Here is a 14,329-nt window from a genome sequence, read left to right on the forward strand (position 1 = left end):
GCGGTCAGCCGCCACCGGTGGCGACCGCGAAGCAGCCCTCCACGGCCGCTTCCCGCTCGGCCTGCTCCGCGCTGCTCAGCCGGCCGGTGCTGGAGTCGGTCCAGGAGGCGCCGCCGCTGCCGTCGAGCTCGACGTCGATGCCCAGGGCGGCCATGCACGGCGTGAGGACGGCGGGGTCCGGCATGCCCGTCCCGTACACCAGCGTGGACACCGGGTGGCCGGTCCGCAGCAGGTCGAGGTCGATCCGGTGCCCGTCGCGCACCAGCAGGACCTGCCCGGCGTCCCAGGTGATCGGGGTGGTCACGGTGCCCAGCGGCACGCCGTCCACCACGGGCAGCGGGGCGAACTGCCGGGCCAGGGTGCCGTCGGGCATCCGGTCGAGGCTGGGGGAGTACTCGGCCCCGTCGCCGGGCCGCCCCAGCACCACCAGCGGGCCGCGGGGCGCCGACATGTCGACCAGCGCGAGCACGTGACCCCGGACGATCCGCTCCGGCGGGAGCGCCAGCTCGAGCTCGTCGGGGTCGGCGCCCGCCGGTCCGCGGAACCAGGCGTACATCCACTGCACCCCGGACCTGCCGAGGACGACGGCCCACCGGTGCCCGCCAGGGACGTCGGCGGCGTAGACCACCCGGCGGCTGCCCGGGTCGGTGCTCCACGCCTGGCCGTTGATCACCGTCTCCGACCAGTCCAGGGCAGCCACGCCCGCCAGGAACTCCTCGTCGCCGGCGAGGGAGCCCCGGGGCGGCAGCTCGTAGGCGTCGGGGACGGTGCGGGCGGCCAGGACGGCGGCCGGCGTGCGGGTGTCGGCGACGAGCGAGGGAGCGGGGGACTCCGGCCGGGTGAGCAGGGCGGTGCTGGCGACCACGACGACGGCCACCGCGGCGACCGTCCGGCCCAGGGCACGCCGGCGGCGGGTCCGGTCGTGGAAGGCCGCCCGCTCGGCCGTCGAAGGGCCGCCCGGTGGCCCGGCGAGGGTGGCGAGCTCGCGCAGCCGCTCGGCGACGCGCTCCTCGGTGGGGGTCACCGGGGCCGCCGGTAGATGGCGTACGGGTCGTCGTCCGCGGGGTCGTCGGGTGGATCGACGGCCGGAGCCGGTGCGGCGACGGGTGGCGGCTCCGCCGCCGGCAGCAGCGGCTCGAGGGTGTGCAGCGCGGTCTGCAGGTCGGCGACCGCGGTGGCCGGGTCACAGCCGAGCAGGTCCGCGGTGGCGGTGGCGTCGAGGCCGTCGTGCAGTTGCAGCACCGCGGCGGCCCGGGTGCGCGGCGCCAGTCGGTGCAGTGCCTGCAACCAGCGGTGGTCGACGGGGGAGGGGCCCGGTCCGCCGGCGTCCTCGACCTGCTGCGGGGCGCCCGGCTGCAGCGCAGCGGCCACCAGCGACCGGCGCGCCTCCTCGGTCGCGGCCTGCACCGAGCCCAGTCGGCGCCAGCGGCGGTGCACCTGCGCCAGGGCGGTCAGCACCAGGGCCTCGGCGTCCCGCCGGGAGCCGGTGAGGAGGAAGGCGGTGCCGAGCAGCTCCGGCTCGGCCACGGCGACGAACGCCGGGAACCCGTCGGCACGGTCCACCCCGCTCGCCTCCTCGCCCCGGTGCGTCGTGGCCCGCAGTCTCGCGCGGTCGGTGGCCGTCGCGCACCATCCGGCACGATCTCGTTCCGGTCACGGCTCCGTCCGGGCGGGCAGGATGTCCGCTGATGACCGTCGACCACCCGGACCTGCCGCAGGTCGTCACCCGGCTGCGCGCCGCCGGGTGCGTCTTCGCCGAGGACGAGGCGGCGCTGCTGCTGGCGGCGGGAGCCGACGGCGGCGACCTCGACGCGCTGGTCACCCGGCGGGTCGAGGGCGAGCCGCTGGAGCAGGTGCTCGGCTGGGCTGAGTTCTGCGGCATCCGGTTCGCCGTCGAGCCCGGGGTGTTCGTGCCCCGGCAGCGCACCCGGCTGCTGGTGCGCGAGGCCGTGGCGCTCACCTCGCCGGGCGACGTCGTCGTGGACCTGTGCTGCGGCACCGGCGCGGTGGGCGTGGCCGTCGCGGCGGCGGCGGGCCCGGTCGAGCTGCACGCGGCGGACGTCGACCCGGCGGCGGTGCGCTGCGCGCGGCGGAACGTGACCGGCGCGGTGCACCTCGGTGACCTGTTCGACGCCCTCCCGGCGGGCCTGCGCGGCCGGGTGGACGTGCTGGTGGCGAACGCGCCCTACGTGCCCACCGAGGCGATCGCGCTGATGCCGCCGGAGGCCCGCGACCACGAGGCCCGGGCGGCGCTGGACGGCGGCGCGGACGGGCTGGACGTGCAGCGCCGGGTGGCCGCCGGAGCGCCGGCATGGCTGGCGCCCGGCGGCGCGCTGCTGATCGAGACGAGCGGCCGGCAGGCAGCGGGGACGCTGGCTGCCGTCACCCGCGCGGGCCTGGCCGGCCGGGTCGTCGTGGACGAGGAGCTGGCCGGCACGGTCGTCGTCGCCGTCCGGGCCTGAGACGACGAACGGCCCCCCGGGTGGTGGAGGGGCCGTTCGTCGGTGGGTGTCAGCTGGGCTGGACGCCGAAGGCGGTGGCGAGCTTCTCGATCTTGCGGGCCCGGCCGAGCCGGGGCAGGTCGCTGCCGTCGCGGATGACCTGTCCCCGTGCCTCGAAGTCAGCGAGGAAGTCCCGGGCCCAGGCCACGTCCGACGGTGCCGGGCTGATGACCTCGTTGATCACCGGCAGCTGGTCCATGTCCAGGCAGAGCTTCCCGGTGAGGCCGAGCGACACGGTGAGCGCCGACTGCTCGCGGAGCACCGGGTGGCTGGAGCTCACCGTCGGGCCGTCGATCGGACCGGGCAGGCCGCCGACCCGGCTGGCGACCACCAGGCGGGACCGCGGGTAGGCCATCGCCAGGTCGTCGGCGCTGGTGCCGGTGTCGCGGCGGTAGTCGCCGCTGCCGAAGGCGAGCCGGAAGGCGCCGCGGGCCTTGGCGATGTGCACGGCTTCCTCGATGCCGAGCGCCGACTCGACCAGCGCGAGCACCGGGGTGCCGCCGCCGAGCCGGTCGAAGGTCTCGGTGACGTGCTCGGCGGCCTCGGTCTTGGCGAGCATGACGCCGGCCAGGCCGGGCTGGCCCTTGAGCTCGTCGACGTCGCCGGACCAGAACTCGGTGGAGCGGTCGTTGATCCGCACCCAGGCGCGCTTCTCGCCGGACGACAGGTACTGCACGACGTCCGCGCGGGCGGCCGGCTTGCGCGCCGGGTCGACCGCGTCCTCGATGTCGAGCACGATCTGGTCGGCGCGGGAGTCGTGTGCGCTGTCGAACAGCTCGGTGCGGGCGCCGTTCACCAGCAGCCACGATCGGGCGATCCCGGGGTCTACGTTCCGTCCTCTGTGCACCCGGCCATTCTGCGGGCCGGGCCGGGCCGGGTGCCGCGCGGGGTCAGGCGGCTGAGCTGCGCAGCCGGTCGAGCAGGCCGACGTGCCAGTCGACGTCGACCCGCCGGCCGCTGGAACCGCGCGGGCGCACCAGGTCGAACCTGACCAGCTCGGGATCGCGGCCCGGCGTGCGCGAGTCGGCCCACAGCAGCGCCAGGTGCTCTCGGCGGCCCGGGTCGCCCGGGACGGTGTCCAGCGCGAGCTGGAGGCGCAGCTGGGCGGTGGGCGCCTGCGCGTAGAAGTCACGCAGACCCTGGGTCTCGGCGGCGGGCAGCTCGCCGTCGTCGGAGTGCCAGACCCGCAGCACCTCGGTGGGGGTGCGCAGGATGAGCCCGCTCATCGGCAGGCCGAGGTTCTCGTTGGCCGGCTCGAGCAGCTCCAGCTGGGTGCCGAAGGGGTGGTCGTGGTGCTCCGCGTAGGGCCGCAGCCGCTCCATCGCCTCGCGGCGGACCAGCTGGTGGTCCAGGTGCCGGTCGGCGCCGGGCTGCCAGTCGTGCTCGGCGTGGATCGCCCGGCTGACGGCGAGGCCGCGGACGAGGGCGTCGCGGACCTCGACGAGCAGCGGGTGCAGCCGTCGCACGACGGCGTCCGAGGGGTGCTCCACGCCGCTGAGTCTGCCGGGCGGGTGTGACAGTCGGCGCGGGGGAGGATGCCGGGGTGCCCCCCTCACCCCGCCCGCTCACCCTGGTCACCGGCGGCAGCCGCGGCATCGGCGCCGCCACCGCCCTCCACCTCGCCGGGCTGGGGCACGACGTGGTCGTCGGCCACCGGACCGGGCGGGACGAGGCCGCCGCCGTCGTCACCGCCGCGCAGGCGCGTGGGGTGCGGGCGGTCGCCGTCCAGGCCGACGTGACCGACCCCGCCGAGGTCGACGCGCTGTTCGCCGCAGCCGGCGAGCTGGGCCCGGTCACCGGGCTGGTGGCCAACGCCGGGCTGACCGCGCACCTGGGCGACCTGGCCGACACCCCGGTCGACGTCGTCCGGCAGGTGGTCGACGTGAACCTGCTCGGCGTCGTCTGGTGCGTCCGGCGGGCGGCGCAGGTGATGTCCCGGAGCCGCGGCGGGGCCGGTGGCGCGATCGTCGCCGTCTCCTCCAGCGCGGCGACGCTGGGCTCGGCGCACGAGTACGTGCACTACGCGGCGGCCAAGGCGGGGGTGGACGCGCTCGTCGTCGGGCTGGCCAAGGAGCTCGCCGGCGAGGGGGTGCGGGTCAACGCCGTGGCGCCCGGGCTGGTGCGCACCGGCATCCACGCCGGCGCGGGCGACGCCGGGCGGCTGGACCGGGTCACCGGCCGGGTGCCGATGGGCCGGCCGGGGGAGCCGGACGAGATCGCCCCGGCCATCGCCTGGCTGCTCGGCCCCGAGGCGGGTTACTGCACCGGCGCCGTCCTGCGCGTCGCGGGCGGGCTCTGACCCGGCGTCAGCGCCGCGGCCACGACCTCGACGATCCGGGGGAGCAGCACACCGTCCGGGTCGTGGTCCGGGTTCACCTCGGTGAGCACGAGCCCGGCCAGGGCGTCGCTGCTGCAGAAGACCGCGAGCGCGGCTGCGACCTCGTCCAGGGCGAGCCCGGCCGAGTGCGGGAAGTTGGCCAGCGGGAAGTCGTTGGTGTCCAGCACGTCGACGTCCAGGTGCACGAGGACGGCGTCGGCGGCGGCCTCCAGCCGGCGCAGCGCGGCGGCGGCGTGGCCGGCCGGGTCGGTGCGGACGACGGGCGCCGGGGTCGCGGAGAGCCGGTGCGCCACCAGCTGGGTCCACTGGTCGGTGTCCAGCTCCCCGGGGTCGAATCCGAAGAGCTCGAGGTGGTCGTCGGGCAGCAGCGGCACCCGGGGGCCGAGGCCGGCCAGCGCGGGGGCGCCGCCGCCGAGCAGGTGGGTGGTGCCCATCGTGTCCAGGACGCCGGAGGTGCTGCCGCCGGGGGTGTTCAGGTCGGCGTCCCCGTCGACGTAGGCGAGCCCGACGTCGACGTGCCGGGCGAGGCCTGCGACCACGCCGAGGGTGACCGTGCAGTCGCCCCCCAGCACCAGCGGGCGGCGCCCGGCGGCGTGCACCTCGGACACCCGGTCGGCGACCTCGGCGGCCAGCTCGACGACCCGGTCCAGGTCGCGGACGCCGTCGACCGGTGGGGTCGGCCGGTGCCGGCGGACGGCGAGGTCGCCGGTGTCCTCGACGTCGACGCCGGCCGCACGCAGGGCGTCGACCAGCCCCGCCGCGCGGAGCGCCGCCGGTGCCTTCTCCTGGCCGGCGTTGTGCGAGCCGGCGGTGGTGGGGACCCCGATCACGCCGATGCCCTGCGTCATCGTCCGAGGCTGGCACCGGTCACCGGGCGGCGACCAGCGCGCGGGCCGGGTTGGCAGCCGAGCGACGGTCGTTGGCGGCCCGGTTGCCGAGGCCACCCGCCGCGGGGCCCTAGAACGGTGGCGGCTCATCTGGCGGGGGTGGCGGGGGTGGCTCAGGTGGTCGTGGTCGCAGGCCGGGTGGTCGTGGTCGCAGGCCGGGTGGTCGGGTCGTCCGGGTGACGCCCGAGGGTGTGGTGACGTGCAGGGTGCCGTTCCCGTCCAGGGTGAACCGCCAGCCGGGGGCGAAGGTCTTGAGCCGGTGGTGGGAGCGGCACAGGCAGCACAGGTTGGTGCAGTCGGTGGCTCCACCGCAGGCGTGGGCGGTGACGTGGTCCAGGTCGGTCCAGCCGGTGCGTTGCCCGCAGTTGGGGACCGGCAGCGGCGGTCGCGGACGGCCAGGAACGCCCGCTGCCGGTCGGTGGGGGCGTAGGCGTCGGTCGGTGGCGGCGGGCCCAGCACCGGACACCCGCAAGCTGCGACGGGGTGGGTGGAGCAGCCGCGGCGGGCCAACCGGGCCAGCTCCGCGGGGGTGGTGGTGGCCAGCAGCTCGCCGTCCGGGCCGGTGAGCGCGTAACGCAGGGTGCCGCCGTCGGGGGCGGTGGCCCCGAGGGCGCCGAGGCGGGTGAGGAGCTCGCGCAGGTGGGTGGCGGTGATCGGCAGCCCGTTGACCTCACCAGGGGTGTGGCCGGCTCCGGTCAGCGCGGCCAGGTCGGCGGTGATGGTCAGATCGGCGCGTACGTCCGGTAACCCATGATCAGCGGGGCGGCGGACCAGCAGCGACAGCACGTGCGCCCGCAGCGCGCCGATCGGGCGGTCGTCGCCGGCGGCCTGGAGCATCCCGGCGAGCTGGTCGACCACGTCGTAGCACTCCACCGCCTCCTCGCCGGGCAGGTCCGCGGCGAGAGTGGCCCGGCCGTCGGTGGCCGAGGGGTGCAGGTGCACGTCGGCGGCCTTGGCCGCGGCCTGCCGGCGCTGCTCGGCGGCAGCGGCGTCCAGGCGGAGCATCTCCTGGGTGGCGCGGGCCGTGAGCCGCGCCACCGACAGGTCCCGGGCCTCGCTCAGCAGGGTGGCCTCGACCTGGCCGGCGACATCGGGGCTGGTGTGCATCAGCACCTCGGCCAGCTGGGTCGCCCGGCGCTCGTCCAGCTCGCCGGCGGCCAGCGCGGCGAAGGTCGCGGGCAGCTTGGTCAGCCAGGTGCGGGCGCGGGCGTGCCGGTAGTCGGCGGTGCCGCGGCCCAGGTTGAGCACCGCGGACAGCTCCGCGGTGAAGAACTCACTCACCCCGCCGTCCACACCCCCACCGGTCCAGCTCCGCCGGCGGGCACCAGGGGCACCGGCGGGTGGGTCCAGCGCGGCCGGGCGGGCGTGGGCTAAGGCCACGATCAGCTCCGCCTCGTAGGCGGCGTCCGCAGCCCGCCGCCGCTGCACCGCCTGCAGCTCCCGGGCGATCTTGTCGTCCGACAACCAGGAGATCGGCAGCCGTGACGGGGCGACCCGGTGCGGGGACACCAGGTCGATCAGCACCGCCGTCTCGGTCACGGGTCGAACATACGTTCGGGGTACGACAGTTCTGGCGAGCTGCGCGACTGCCGGGCGAGTGGCCGGTGGTGCAGGTGTGACGAGAGAGCCCGGAGGGGAGAGACGTGCAGGTCGGACGCCAGTGCGCTGCTGGTTCGAGTCACGGTCGGCCCGCATCGGGCCGATAAGACCATCGTGACCCGTCATCACCTCGGTGAGAGCTCCCCGCGGAGCCCGCAGTGGTTCGACTCCGCGCACCAGGCCGACATCCTCGCGGCCTTCGACACCGTGCTGGCCGCCGGGCTGCACGAGCGCGCCCACGGGCACGGGCACAGCCATGCCGGGCCCCGCCCGGAGCGGGTCCGCGAGCTCGGCCAGCTGGCCGCCGCCAGCGCGCTGCCCGCCCGGGCCGCGCTGCTGCGCTGGGGCGCGCTCTCGCCCACCGTCCGGCACCAGCTGCTGACCAGCTGGTACGGCAGCACCCAGCGCGCCTCCGCCGCCTGACCCGCGGTCAGCCGCGGCGGACCCGCCCGCGGCCTGCGGACAGCCCCCTCAGGGGCGCGGCACGTTGCGCAGGTTGCTGCGCGCCAGGTCGATCATCTTCCCGACCCCGCCGCCGAGCACCATCTTCGACGCCGAGGTCGCGAACCCCCGGATCTGCTCCCCGGTGATCGCCGGGGGGATCGACAGCGCGTTGGCGTCGGTCACGAACTCCATCAGCACCGGGCCCGGCTCTGCCAGCCCCTTCTCCAGCGTCGAGCGCACCTCGCGCGGGTCCTCCACGCGGTAGGCGGGGATCCCGACGCCGGCGGCGATCGCCGAGAAGTCCGTCGGCTCGTGGTCGGTCTCGAAGTCGGGGATGCCGTCGACCATCATCTCCAGCTTCACCATGCCGAGCGACGCGTTGTTGAACAGCACGATCTTCACCGGGAGCCGGTGCAGCCGGACGGTGATCAGCTCGCCGAGCAGCATGGCCAGCCCGCCGTCCCCGCTCATCGAGACCACCTGCCGGCCGGGTGCGGCGAACTGCGCGCCGACCGCGTGGGGGAGCGCGTTCGCCATCGAGCCGTGCCGGAACGAGCCGATCACCCGGCGCCGCCCGTTGGGGGTCAGGTACCGGGCGGCCCAGACGTTGCACATGCCGGTGTCGACGGTGAACACGGCGTCGTCGGCAGCCAGCTCGTCCAGCTGGGCGGCCACGTACTCCGGGTGGGTCGGCCGCATCTTCTCCACCCGGTGGGTGTAGGCGTCGACGACCTTCTCCAGCGCGTGCGCGTGGTCGCGCAGCATGCCGTCGAGGAACCGGCGGTCGGTCTTGCGCTCCAGCAGCGGCAGCAGGGCCCGGATCGTCTCGCCGACGTCCCCGTGCACCGCCACCTCCAGCGGGGTGCGGCGCCCCAGGTGCGAGGGGTCGGCGTCCACCTGCGCCGTCCGGGCCTGCGGCAGGAAGTTCGTGTACGGGAAGTCGGTGCCCAGCAGCACGAGCAGGTCGGCCTCGTGCGTCGCCTTGTGCGCCGCCCCGTAGCCGAGCAACCCGTTCATCCCGACGTCGTAGGGGTTGTCGTACTGCACCCACTCCTTGCCGCCCAGCGCGTGCCCCACCGGCGCCAGCACGTGTCCGGCCAGCTCCATGACGTCGTCGTGGGCGTCCTTGCAGCCGGCGCCGCAGAACAACGTCACCGTGCGCGCGGCGTTGATCGCGTCGGCGAGAGCCTGCACCTGCTGAGCCGCCGGGCGCACCGGTGAGGGCTCGGTGACCACGGCGCTGGGCACGGTGGGCCCGCCGGACTCCTCCGCGGCGAGGTCGCCCGGGAGCACCACCACGGAGACGCCGCGCTTGCCGACCGCCGTCTGGATCGCGACCCGCAGGTTGTGCGGCATCTGCTTCGGGGTGACGACCTCGCACCAGTACGAGCACTCCTGGAACAGCCGCTCGGGGTGGGTCTCCTGGAAGAAGGCCATCCCGATCTCCTGGGACTGGATGTGCGAGGCGATCGCCAGCACCGGCGCGCCGCTGCGGTGGGCGTCGTACAGCCCCTGGAGCAGGTGGGTGTTCCCCGGCCCGCACGATCCGGCGCAGACGGCGAGCCGGCCGGTCACCTGGGCCTCGGCGGCCGCCGCGAAGGCGCCGCCCTCCTCGTTGCTGACGTGCACCCACTCGATGCCGTCGGTGTGCCGGACGGCGTCGACGACCGGGTTGAGGCTGTCGCCGACGACGCCGTAGATCCGCTGCACTCCGGCGTCCCTGAGCATGGTCACGAGCTGGGCGGCGACGGTGGGGTTCGCCATGGCGGGCTCCTCGGGAGGTGGTTGGCTGCTGCACCCCTACCCGGAGGGACGCAGCCGAACATCGGTCAGCCGGCGTCCCAGACCTCGCCGCACGCCGCGCACCGGCCCGACGGCAGCCGCTCGGCCAGCCGCCCGCACGCCGGGCACACCTGGTCGACCCAGCACGCCGGGTCGCCGCCCTCCGGCTCGCGTGGGGGCTCCTCGTCGCTCACGACGCGGCTCAGTCCTCGTCCGGCGGCGCGAAGCGCGCGAGCGCGTCGATCGACGGGCAGGTGTAGTACGCCCCGCTCAGCGGCTTCAGGTAGTTCGTCAGGCCGTCGCGGACGCCGTCGGTCGCCCCGGCCATCCGCCGCAGCATCTCGTGCAGCCGCCAGCGGTCGCGGGCGAAGCCGACGAACGCCGTCCCGTGGTCGGTCACGCCGCCGTAGGCGACATTGCGCCGGAAGATCTGCTTCTCCTCCCCGTCCACCTCCAGGGTGGTGCGTGCGACGTGCGCGCTGGGCAGCATGACGTCCTCGGGCAGCTCCACGCTGTCGGGCTTCGTGCGCCCCATGTTCATCTCCTGGCCGTACATCCCCAGCGACTCCCAGGTCGCGCTGTCGTGCCGCCAGACCTGCACGAGCACGATGCTGGCCCCGGCGCCGGGCTCGCCGGCCGGGACGGCGGCGACCGCGGCGGCGGTGAGCAGCGAGGGGTTCTCGGTGCCGTCGATGAAGCCGGTCAGGTCGCGGTCGTGCTGGTACAGCCAGCCGGTGATCTCGCGGCCGACGGTGGCGACGCCCTTCAGCGCGGCGAGCACGGCGCGGGCGTTGTCGAAGACCGCCGTCCGGTTGCCACCGGCGACCCACACCCAGGCGTCGTGCTGGGTGGCCGGCATCCGGAAGCGACCGGCGCCCACGATGTCCTCGGTGAAGCCGGCTGCGTCGGCGGGGGCGTCGTCGGGGGCGACGGAGGCCCACAGCTCGGGGCGGAAGCCCACGACGAGGTTGACCCCACCGGTGGAGGAGAGGGGGCCGGTGAGCCCGGCGACCCCGCGGACCAGGTCCTCCGCGGAGCTGCCGGGCTCCAGGTCGAGCTCGAGGTAGCAGTGCTCGGGGGTGCCGAGCGCGAAGATGCCGGGCTGGGTCGTCACGCCCGACACCCTCTCAGGCGCACCCTCAGTCGGTCGGCGGCTTGTCCTTGCCTGCCTCCTCGAGGGCGTCGGCCTCCTCCTTGGTCTTGTGCACCGCCTTGTCGGCGTGCTCCGGCGGCCCGTAGACCGTGTAGAGGACCAGCGGGTTGACCCCGGTGTTGAGGAAGTTGTGCTTCTTGCCGGCCGGGACGACGACCAGGTCACCCTGGGCGACGTTCTTCTCCTGCCCGCCGACCTTGGCCTTCCCGGTGCCGCTGACGAAGGTGAGGATCTGGTCGACCTCGTGCACCTCCTCGCCGATCTCCCCACCCGGCGGGATCGTCATGATCACCAGCTGGGTGTGCTCGCCGGTCCAGAGCACGCGACGGAAGTCGGCGCTCTCCTCGGCGACGGTGGCGATGGTGAAGTGCTCCATGGCTGCCGTTCCTCCTCGATGGTCGTCGTGCTGCCGGCACCCGCCGGCTCATGATCATTCAAGAGCAGACCGGGCTCCCGCGCGATCCGAGACGGCCGAGGAGCAAGATCCAGGGCACACCGCCCAGGACGACGGAGGAGACCCCCATGCGCAGCGAGACCGACGGCACCGACCCGCAGATCCTCAGCACCGTCTCGGACAGCCTCGAGGGCGACATCGACGACGACACGGCCGGCTACTCGCCCGCCGACCGCCCCTGGGCGTCGAACGACTGGGGCACGACCGAGCGCGAGGAGGAGGCCGGCGAGAGCCTCGACGGCCGGCTCGCCCGCGAGCTGCCCGAGGGTGCGACCGACGAGGGCGACGGGCTCGGCGACTCCTCCGACACCGACGGCGAGCTGCTGGACGACGAGGTGGGCGACGACCGCGCCGGCCGGCTGGCCGACTCGGGTGAGGACGGCGTGGTCGACCGAGAGCCCGAGCTGTACGCCGAGGACGAGGGCATCGACGGCGCGGGCGCCTCGGCCGAGGAGGCCGCGGTCCACGTCGTCCGCGACTGACCGGGCCCGGCGTCGTCAGGGGCCGGACGCCACCGACGGGGGAGAGCGGGACGCCTGCCCTGCCGCCGGCGAGCGGGGTGCGAGAGGCTGTCCCCGGTCAGCGGTCTCCGCTGGCCGAGGAGCAGTGCCCGGGCAGTCGCCGGGCGGAGGACGGGAGACGGCGATGACGGAGCAGTCACGGGAGGCGGCGCTGGCCGCGGAGCGCGACGAGGTGGCGGCCGAGCTGGTCGGTGCCGAGGCGGAGGTCTCGACGCGGGCGGTGCCCGAGGGCGGCGTCGTCGTGGGCCACGACGGTTCCGGCTGCGCCCAGGAGGCGCTGACCTGGGCCGCGGCGATGGCCGAGCGGGCGAACTGGCCGCTGCACGTGGTGCGGGCCTGGCGGATCGCCACCGCGCCGCAGCCGCCCACCTGGGAGCCGGGCTACGTCCCGCCGATCACCGACTACGAGAAGGCGGTGCAGGCCGACCTCGAGGCCGACGTCGCCGCGGTGCTGGGCGCCGAGCGGGCCCGCACGGCCACCTGCCACGTCGTGCACGCCCCGGCCGTGAAGGCCCTCATCGAGGCCGCGCAGGGCGCCGACCTGCTCGTCGTCGGTGCGCGCGGCCGCGGCGGCTTCGCCGGCCTGCTGCTGGGCTCGGTGAGCGACCAGGTCACCCACCACGCGCCGTGCCCGGTCACCGTGGTGCGCAGCGACCGCAAGGACTGAGGGTGCCCGGCACCGTCTCCCCGGAGTTCCTGCGCGCGCACACCCGCACGGCCCGGCCGACGCTCGTCCCCGAGGTGCAGCTGCACGTCGCCGACGACGTCGTCGGGCTGTGGGAGGCGATGGAGACCGAGGGCGGCGGCGCCGGCCAGGACCCGCCGTTCTGGGCCGCCGCCTGGCCCGGTGGTCAGGCGCTGGCCCGCTACGTGCTCGACCACCCCGCGACCGTGGCCGGCCGCCGGGTGCTCGACCTAGGCGCCGGCAGCGGCCTCGTCGCCGTGGCGGCGCTGCTGGCCGGGGCCACCGGCGTGCTGGCCAGCGACCCGGACCCGTACTCGCACGCCGCGATCGCGCTCAACGCCGAGCTCAACGGGGTCTCCGGCATCGAGGTGGCGGGCGACCTGCTCGACGACGACCCGCCCGCCGTCGACGTCGTCCTGGCCGGCGACGTCTGCTATGACCGGGAGATGACCGGCCGGGTGCTGCCCTTCCTCGGGGCCGCCTGGCTGGGTGGCGCCGCGGTCTTCCTCGGCGACCCGGGGCGTGCCTACGTGCCGAAGGAGGGGCTCGTCGAGCAGATCGCCTACGACGTCGTCGACGCCGACGGCGGGCCGGCCCGACGGACGACGGTGTGGCGACTGCCCTGATCAGAGGCCTGTCCCAGCCGTCCCATGCGCACGCTCACAACCCACATCTGGTGCCCGCGCGTGGCAGATCACCACGAAATGTGGTGCCGGGGATTGTCACGTCCGGGTAACGGCATCTACCTTGGCGGAGTCCGGTCGGACGTCAGGTCCTCATCCGAGGAGCCCGTACCGGATGCCGCCGAGTCGCTCATCGCAGCGAGCCGGGGACCCACCGCAGCACTGGGGTGAATCCTGACCTGGGCAGAGTCCAGGCCGGGTAGGGCGACTTCCAGCCCGAATCCGTCAGCTAACTCGGTAGGCGGCCGCGGAAGACCCACGGAGCCCCTCCCTTCATGTCCCGTCGCACCACCGCGCACACGTCGAACGAGCAGTCCCTCCCCACGGAGGTCCTCGAGCAGGTCGCCGACGCGACCGCCGAGATCGACGCCGCCGAGACCCACGCCGCAGCCGTCCCCGCCGCCGAGACGGTCGGCAGCCACCGCGCCACCGGTCGTCGCCGGCCGCCGATCGGGCTGCGCCGTCCCGCCTTCTTCCTGGCCGCCGCCGCGGCCGGCGGGATCGTGGTCAACGTCCTGGTCGCCGGCCAGCCCGACGCCGCCGCCGCTCCCGAGCCGGTCAGCGTCGCCAGCCAGCTGGGGCTGAGCTCGCAGGACACCGCCACCGCCCTCTCCGACGGCTCGGTCGGCGACCGCCTGGGCGAGCTGGCCGCCAACCGCAGCCAGCGGGAGGCCGAGCAGGTCGCCGCCGCGCAGTCCCAGGCCGCCGCCGACCAGGCCGCCCTCGAGGCGAAGGCCGCCGCGGAGGCGAAGGCCGCCGCCGAGGCCCAGGCCGCCGCGGAGGCCCAGGCCGCCGCCGAGGCCGCTGCGAAGGCCGCCGCCGAGCAGGCCGCAGCCGCCGCCGAGGCGGCGGAGGCCGAGAAGGCCGAAGAGGCCGAGGAGTCGGCCCCGGCAGCCTCGTCGGGCTCCGCGTCCGCGTCCGGCTCCTACCAGGAGTACGCGCTGGCCCAGCTCGGCGGCAACGCGAGCGAGTTCTCCTGCCTCGAGAGCCTGTGGGGCAAGGAGAGCGGCTGGAACCCCAACGCGCAGAACCCGACCAGCACCGCCTACGGGATCCCGCAGTTCCTGGACTCGACCTGGAAGGGCACCGGCATCGCCAAGACGTCGGACCCCTACCGGCAGATCGACGCCGGGCTGATCTACATCGACTCGCGCTACGGCTCGCCGTGCGGCGCGTGGGCGCACTCGAAGTCCACCGGCTGGTACTGACGCCGCGATCGGCGCAGCGGTCAGGAGGGGTCACCCGGTCTCGGGTGGCCCCTCCTGCGCGTCCGGGGCCGGGC

At 75.4% G+C, this 14,329-nt stretch carries 16 protein-coding genes and 1 riboswitch; of the genes, 7 read left to right on the forward strand and 9 right to left on the reverse strand.

The annotated features are described in order from the left end of the window. Positions 1 to 4: 4 nt before the first annotated feature. Positions 5 to 1,024 carry a hypothetical protein gene (locus FHX36_RS03230; RefSeq protein WP_110553579.1) on the reverse strand — a complete coding sequence of 340 codons (1,020 nt, stop codon included), beginning with the start codon at positions 1,022 to 1,024 and terminating at the stop codon, positions 5 to 7. Beyond that, the gene (locus FHX36_RS03235; protein WP_110553578.1) at positions 1,021 to 1,563 is read right to left on the reverse strand and encodes a SigE family RNA polymerase sigma factor; all 543 of its coding nucleotides are present in this window, start codon (positions 1,561 to 1,563) and stop codon (positions 1,021 to 1,023) included. The genes FHX36_RS03230 and FHX36_RS03235 overlap by 4 nt, the downstream gene beginning before the upstream one ends. A gap of 125 nt (positions 1,564 to 1,688) precedes the next feature. Here FHX36_RS03235 and FHX36_RS03240 point away from each other — a divergent pair, with 125 nt between their 5' ends. Further along, positions 1,689 to 2,462: a putative protein N(5)-glutamine methyltransferase gene (locus tag FHX36_RS03240; protein WP_183513485.1), complete on the forward strand. Its 774-nt coding sequence runs from the start codon at positions 1,689 to 1,691 to the stop codon at positions 2,460 to 2,462. A gap of 49 nt (positions 2,463 to 2,511) precedes the next feature. On the opposite strand, the gene FHX36_RS03245 is transcribed toward FHX36_RS03240, so the two are convergent. Then, complete coding sequence (locus tag FHX36_RS03245; protein ID WP_110550272.1) at positions 2,512 to 3,348, reverse strand: HpcH/HpaI aldolase/citrate lyase family protein; 837 nt, start codon at positions 3,346 to 3,348, stop codon at positions 2,512 to 2,514. A 43-nt stretch (positions 3,349 to 3,391) separates the two neighbouring features. After that, positions 3,392 to 3,991 carry a hypothetical protein gene (locus FHX36_RS03250; RefSeq protein ID WP_110550273.1) on the reverse strand — a complete coding sequence of 200 codons (600 nt, stop codon included), beginning with the start codon at positions 3,989 to 3,991 and terminating at the stop codon, positions 3,392 to 3,394. Between the two features lie 53 nt (positions 3,992 to 4,044). Here FHX36_RS03250 and FHX36_RS03255 point away from each other — a divergent pair, with 53 nt between their 5' ends. Beyond that, the gene (locus FHX36_RS03255) at positions 4,045 to 4,800 is read left to right on the forward strand and encodes an SDR family oxidoreductase (RefSeq protein WP_110550274.1); all 756 of its coding nucleotides are present in this window, start codon (positions 4,045 to 4,047) and stop codon (positions 4,798 to 4,800) included. Here FHX36_RS03255 and FHX36_RS23775 read toward each other — a convergent pair. After that, on the reverse strand, positions 4,758 to 7,265 hold the full coding sequence (locus FHX36_RS23775; RefSeq protein WP_309147299.1) for an arginase family protein: 2,508 nt from the start codon (positions 7,263 to 7,265) through the stop codon (positions 4,758 to 4,760). The genes FHX36_RS03255 and FHX36_RS23775 overlap by 43 nt on opposite strands. Before the next feature lie 174 nt (positions 7,266 to 7,439). Here FHX36_RS23775 and FHX36_RS03270 point away from each other — a divergent pair, with 174 nt between their 5' ends. Continuing rightward, on the forward strand, positions 7,440 to 7,748 hold the full coding sequence (locus tag FHX36_RS03270; protein ID WP_110550276.1) for a hypothetical protein: 309 nt from the start codon (positions 7,440 to 7,442) through the stop codon (positions 7,746 to 7,748). A 48-nt stretch (positions 7,749 to 7,796) separates the two neighbouring features. Here the strand turns inward: FHX36_RS03270 and FHX36_RS03275 are convergent, their stop codons facing one another. The 4 genes from FHX36_RS03275 to FHX36_RS03290 form a co-directional block, all read right to left on the reverse strand. Further along, positions 7,797 to 9,533, reverse strand: coding sequence for a pyruvate dehydrogenase (locus FHX36_RS03275; RefSeq protein ID WP_110550277.1), 1,737 nt, complete (start codon positions 9,531 to 9,533; stop codon positions 7,797 to 7,799). 65 nt (positions 9,534 to 9,598) lie between these two features. Beyond that, entirely contained in the window at positions 9,599 to 9,745 is a 147-nt protein-coding gene (locus FHX36_RS03280) for a hypothetical protein (RefSeq protein ID WP_181428590.1), read from the reverse strand. An 8-nt stretch (positions 9,746 to 9,753) separates the two neighbouring features. Beyond that, positions 9,754 to 10,665 (reverse strand): Dyp-type peroxidase, encoded by a 912-nt coding sequence (locus tag FHX36_RS03285; RefSeq protein WP_110550291.1) that lies wholly within the window; start codon positions 10,663 to 10,665, stop codon positions 9,754 to 9,756. 25 nt (positions 10,666 to 10,690) lie between these two features. Beyond that, entirely contained in the window at positions 10,691 to 11,080 is a 390-nt protein-coding gene (locus FHX36_RS03290; protein ID WP_110550278.1) for a cupin domain-containing protein, read from the reverse strand. 146 nt (positions 11,081 to 11,226) lie between these two features. Here FHX36_RS03290 and FHX36_RS03295 point away from each other — a divergent pair, with 146 nt between their 5' ends. The 4 genes from FHX36_RS03295 (at position 11,227) to FHX36_RS03310 (ending at position 14,255) form a co-directional block, all read left to right on the forward strand. Continuing rightward, a complete protein-coding gene (locus tag FHX36_RS03295) occupies positions 11,227 to 11,640 on the forward strand; it encodes a DUF5709 domain-containing protein (RefSeq protein WP_110550279.1) in 414 nt (137 codons plus the stop codon). A 163-nt stretch (positions 11,641 to 11,803) separates the two neighbouring features. After that, complete coding sequence (locus FHX36_RS03300; protein WP_110550280.1) at positions 11,804 to 12,346, forward strand: universal stress protein; 543 nt, start codon at positions 11,804 to 11,806, stop codon at positions 12,344 to 12,346. Positions 12,347 to 12,348: 2 nt separating this feature from the next. Continuing rightward, entirely contained in the window at positions 12,349 to 12,990 is a 642-nt protein-coding gene (locus FHX36_RS03305; protein WP_110550281.1) for a class I SAM-dependent methyltransferase, read from the forward strand. 166 nt (positions 12,991 to 13,156) lie between these two features. Beyond that, positions 13,157 to 13,306, forward strand: a riboswitch (cyclic di-AMP (ydaO/yuaA leader). 16 nt (positions 13,307 to 13,322) lie between these two features. Continuing rightward, positions 13,323 to 14,255, forward strand: coding sequence for a lytic transglycosylase domain-containing protein (locus FHX36_RS03310; protein WP_246405398.1), 933 nt, complete (start codon positions 13,323 to 13,325; stop codon positions 14,253 to 14,255). Positions 14,256 to 14,329: the final 74 nt, after the last annotated feature.

The organism is Modestobacter versicolor (assembly GCF_014195485.1).
GTDB classification, from domain to species: Bacteria; Actinomycetota; Actinomycetes; order Mycobacteriales; family Geodermatophilaceae; genus Modestobacter; species Modestobacter versicolor.

Coding starts and splice junctions, on each gene's coding strand:
- FHX36_RS03300 (WP_110550280.1), top strand. CDS start 11,804: ATGACGGAGCAGTCACGGGAGGCGGCGCTGGCCGCGGAGCGCGACGAG.
- FHX36_RS03275 (WP_110550277.1), bottom strand. CDS start 9,533: ATGGCGAACCCCACCGTCGCCGCCCAGCTCGTGACCATGCTCAGGGAC.
- FHX36_RS03295 (WP_110550279.1), top strand. CDS start 11,227: ATGCGCAGCGAGACCGACGGCACCGACCCGCAGATCCTCAGCACCGTC.
- FHX36_RS03240 (WP_183513485.1), top strand. CDS start 1,689: ATGACCGTCGACCACCCGGACCTGCCGCAGGTCGTCACCCGGCTGCGC.
- FHX36_RS03310 (WP_246405398.1), top strand. CDS start 13,323: ATGTCCCGTCGCACCACCGCGCACACGTCGAACGAGCAGTCCCTCCCC.
- FHX36_RS03290 (WP_110550278.1), bottom strand. CDS start 11,080: ATGGAGCACTTCACCATCGCCACCGTCGCCGAGGAGAGCGCCGACTTC.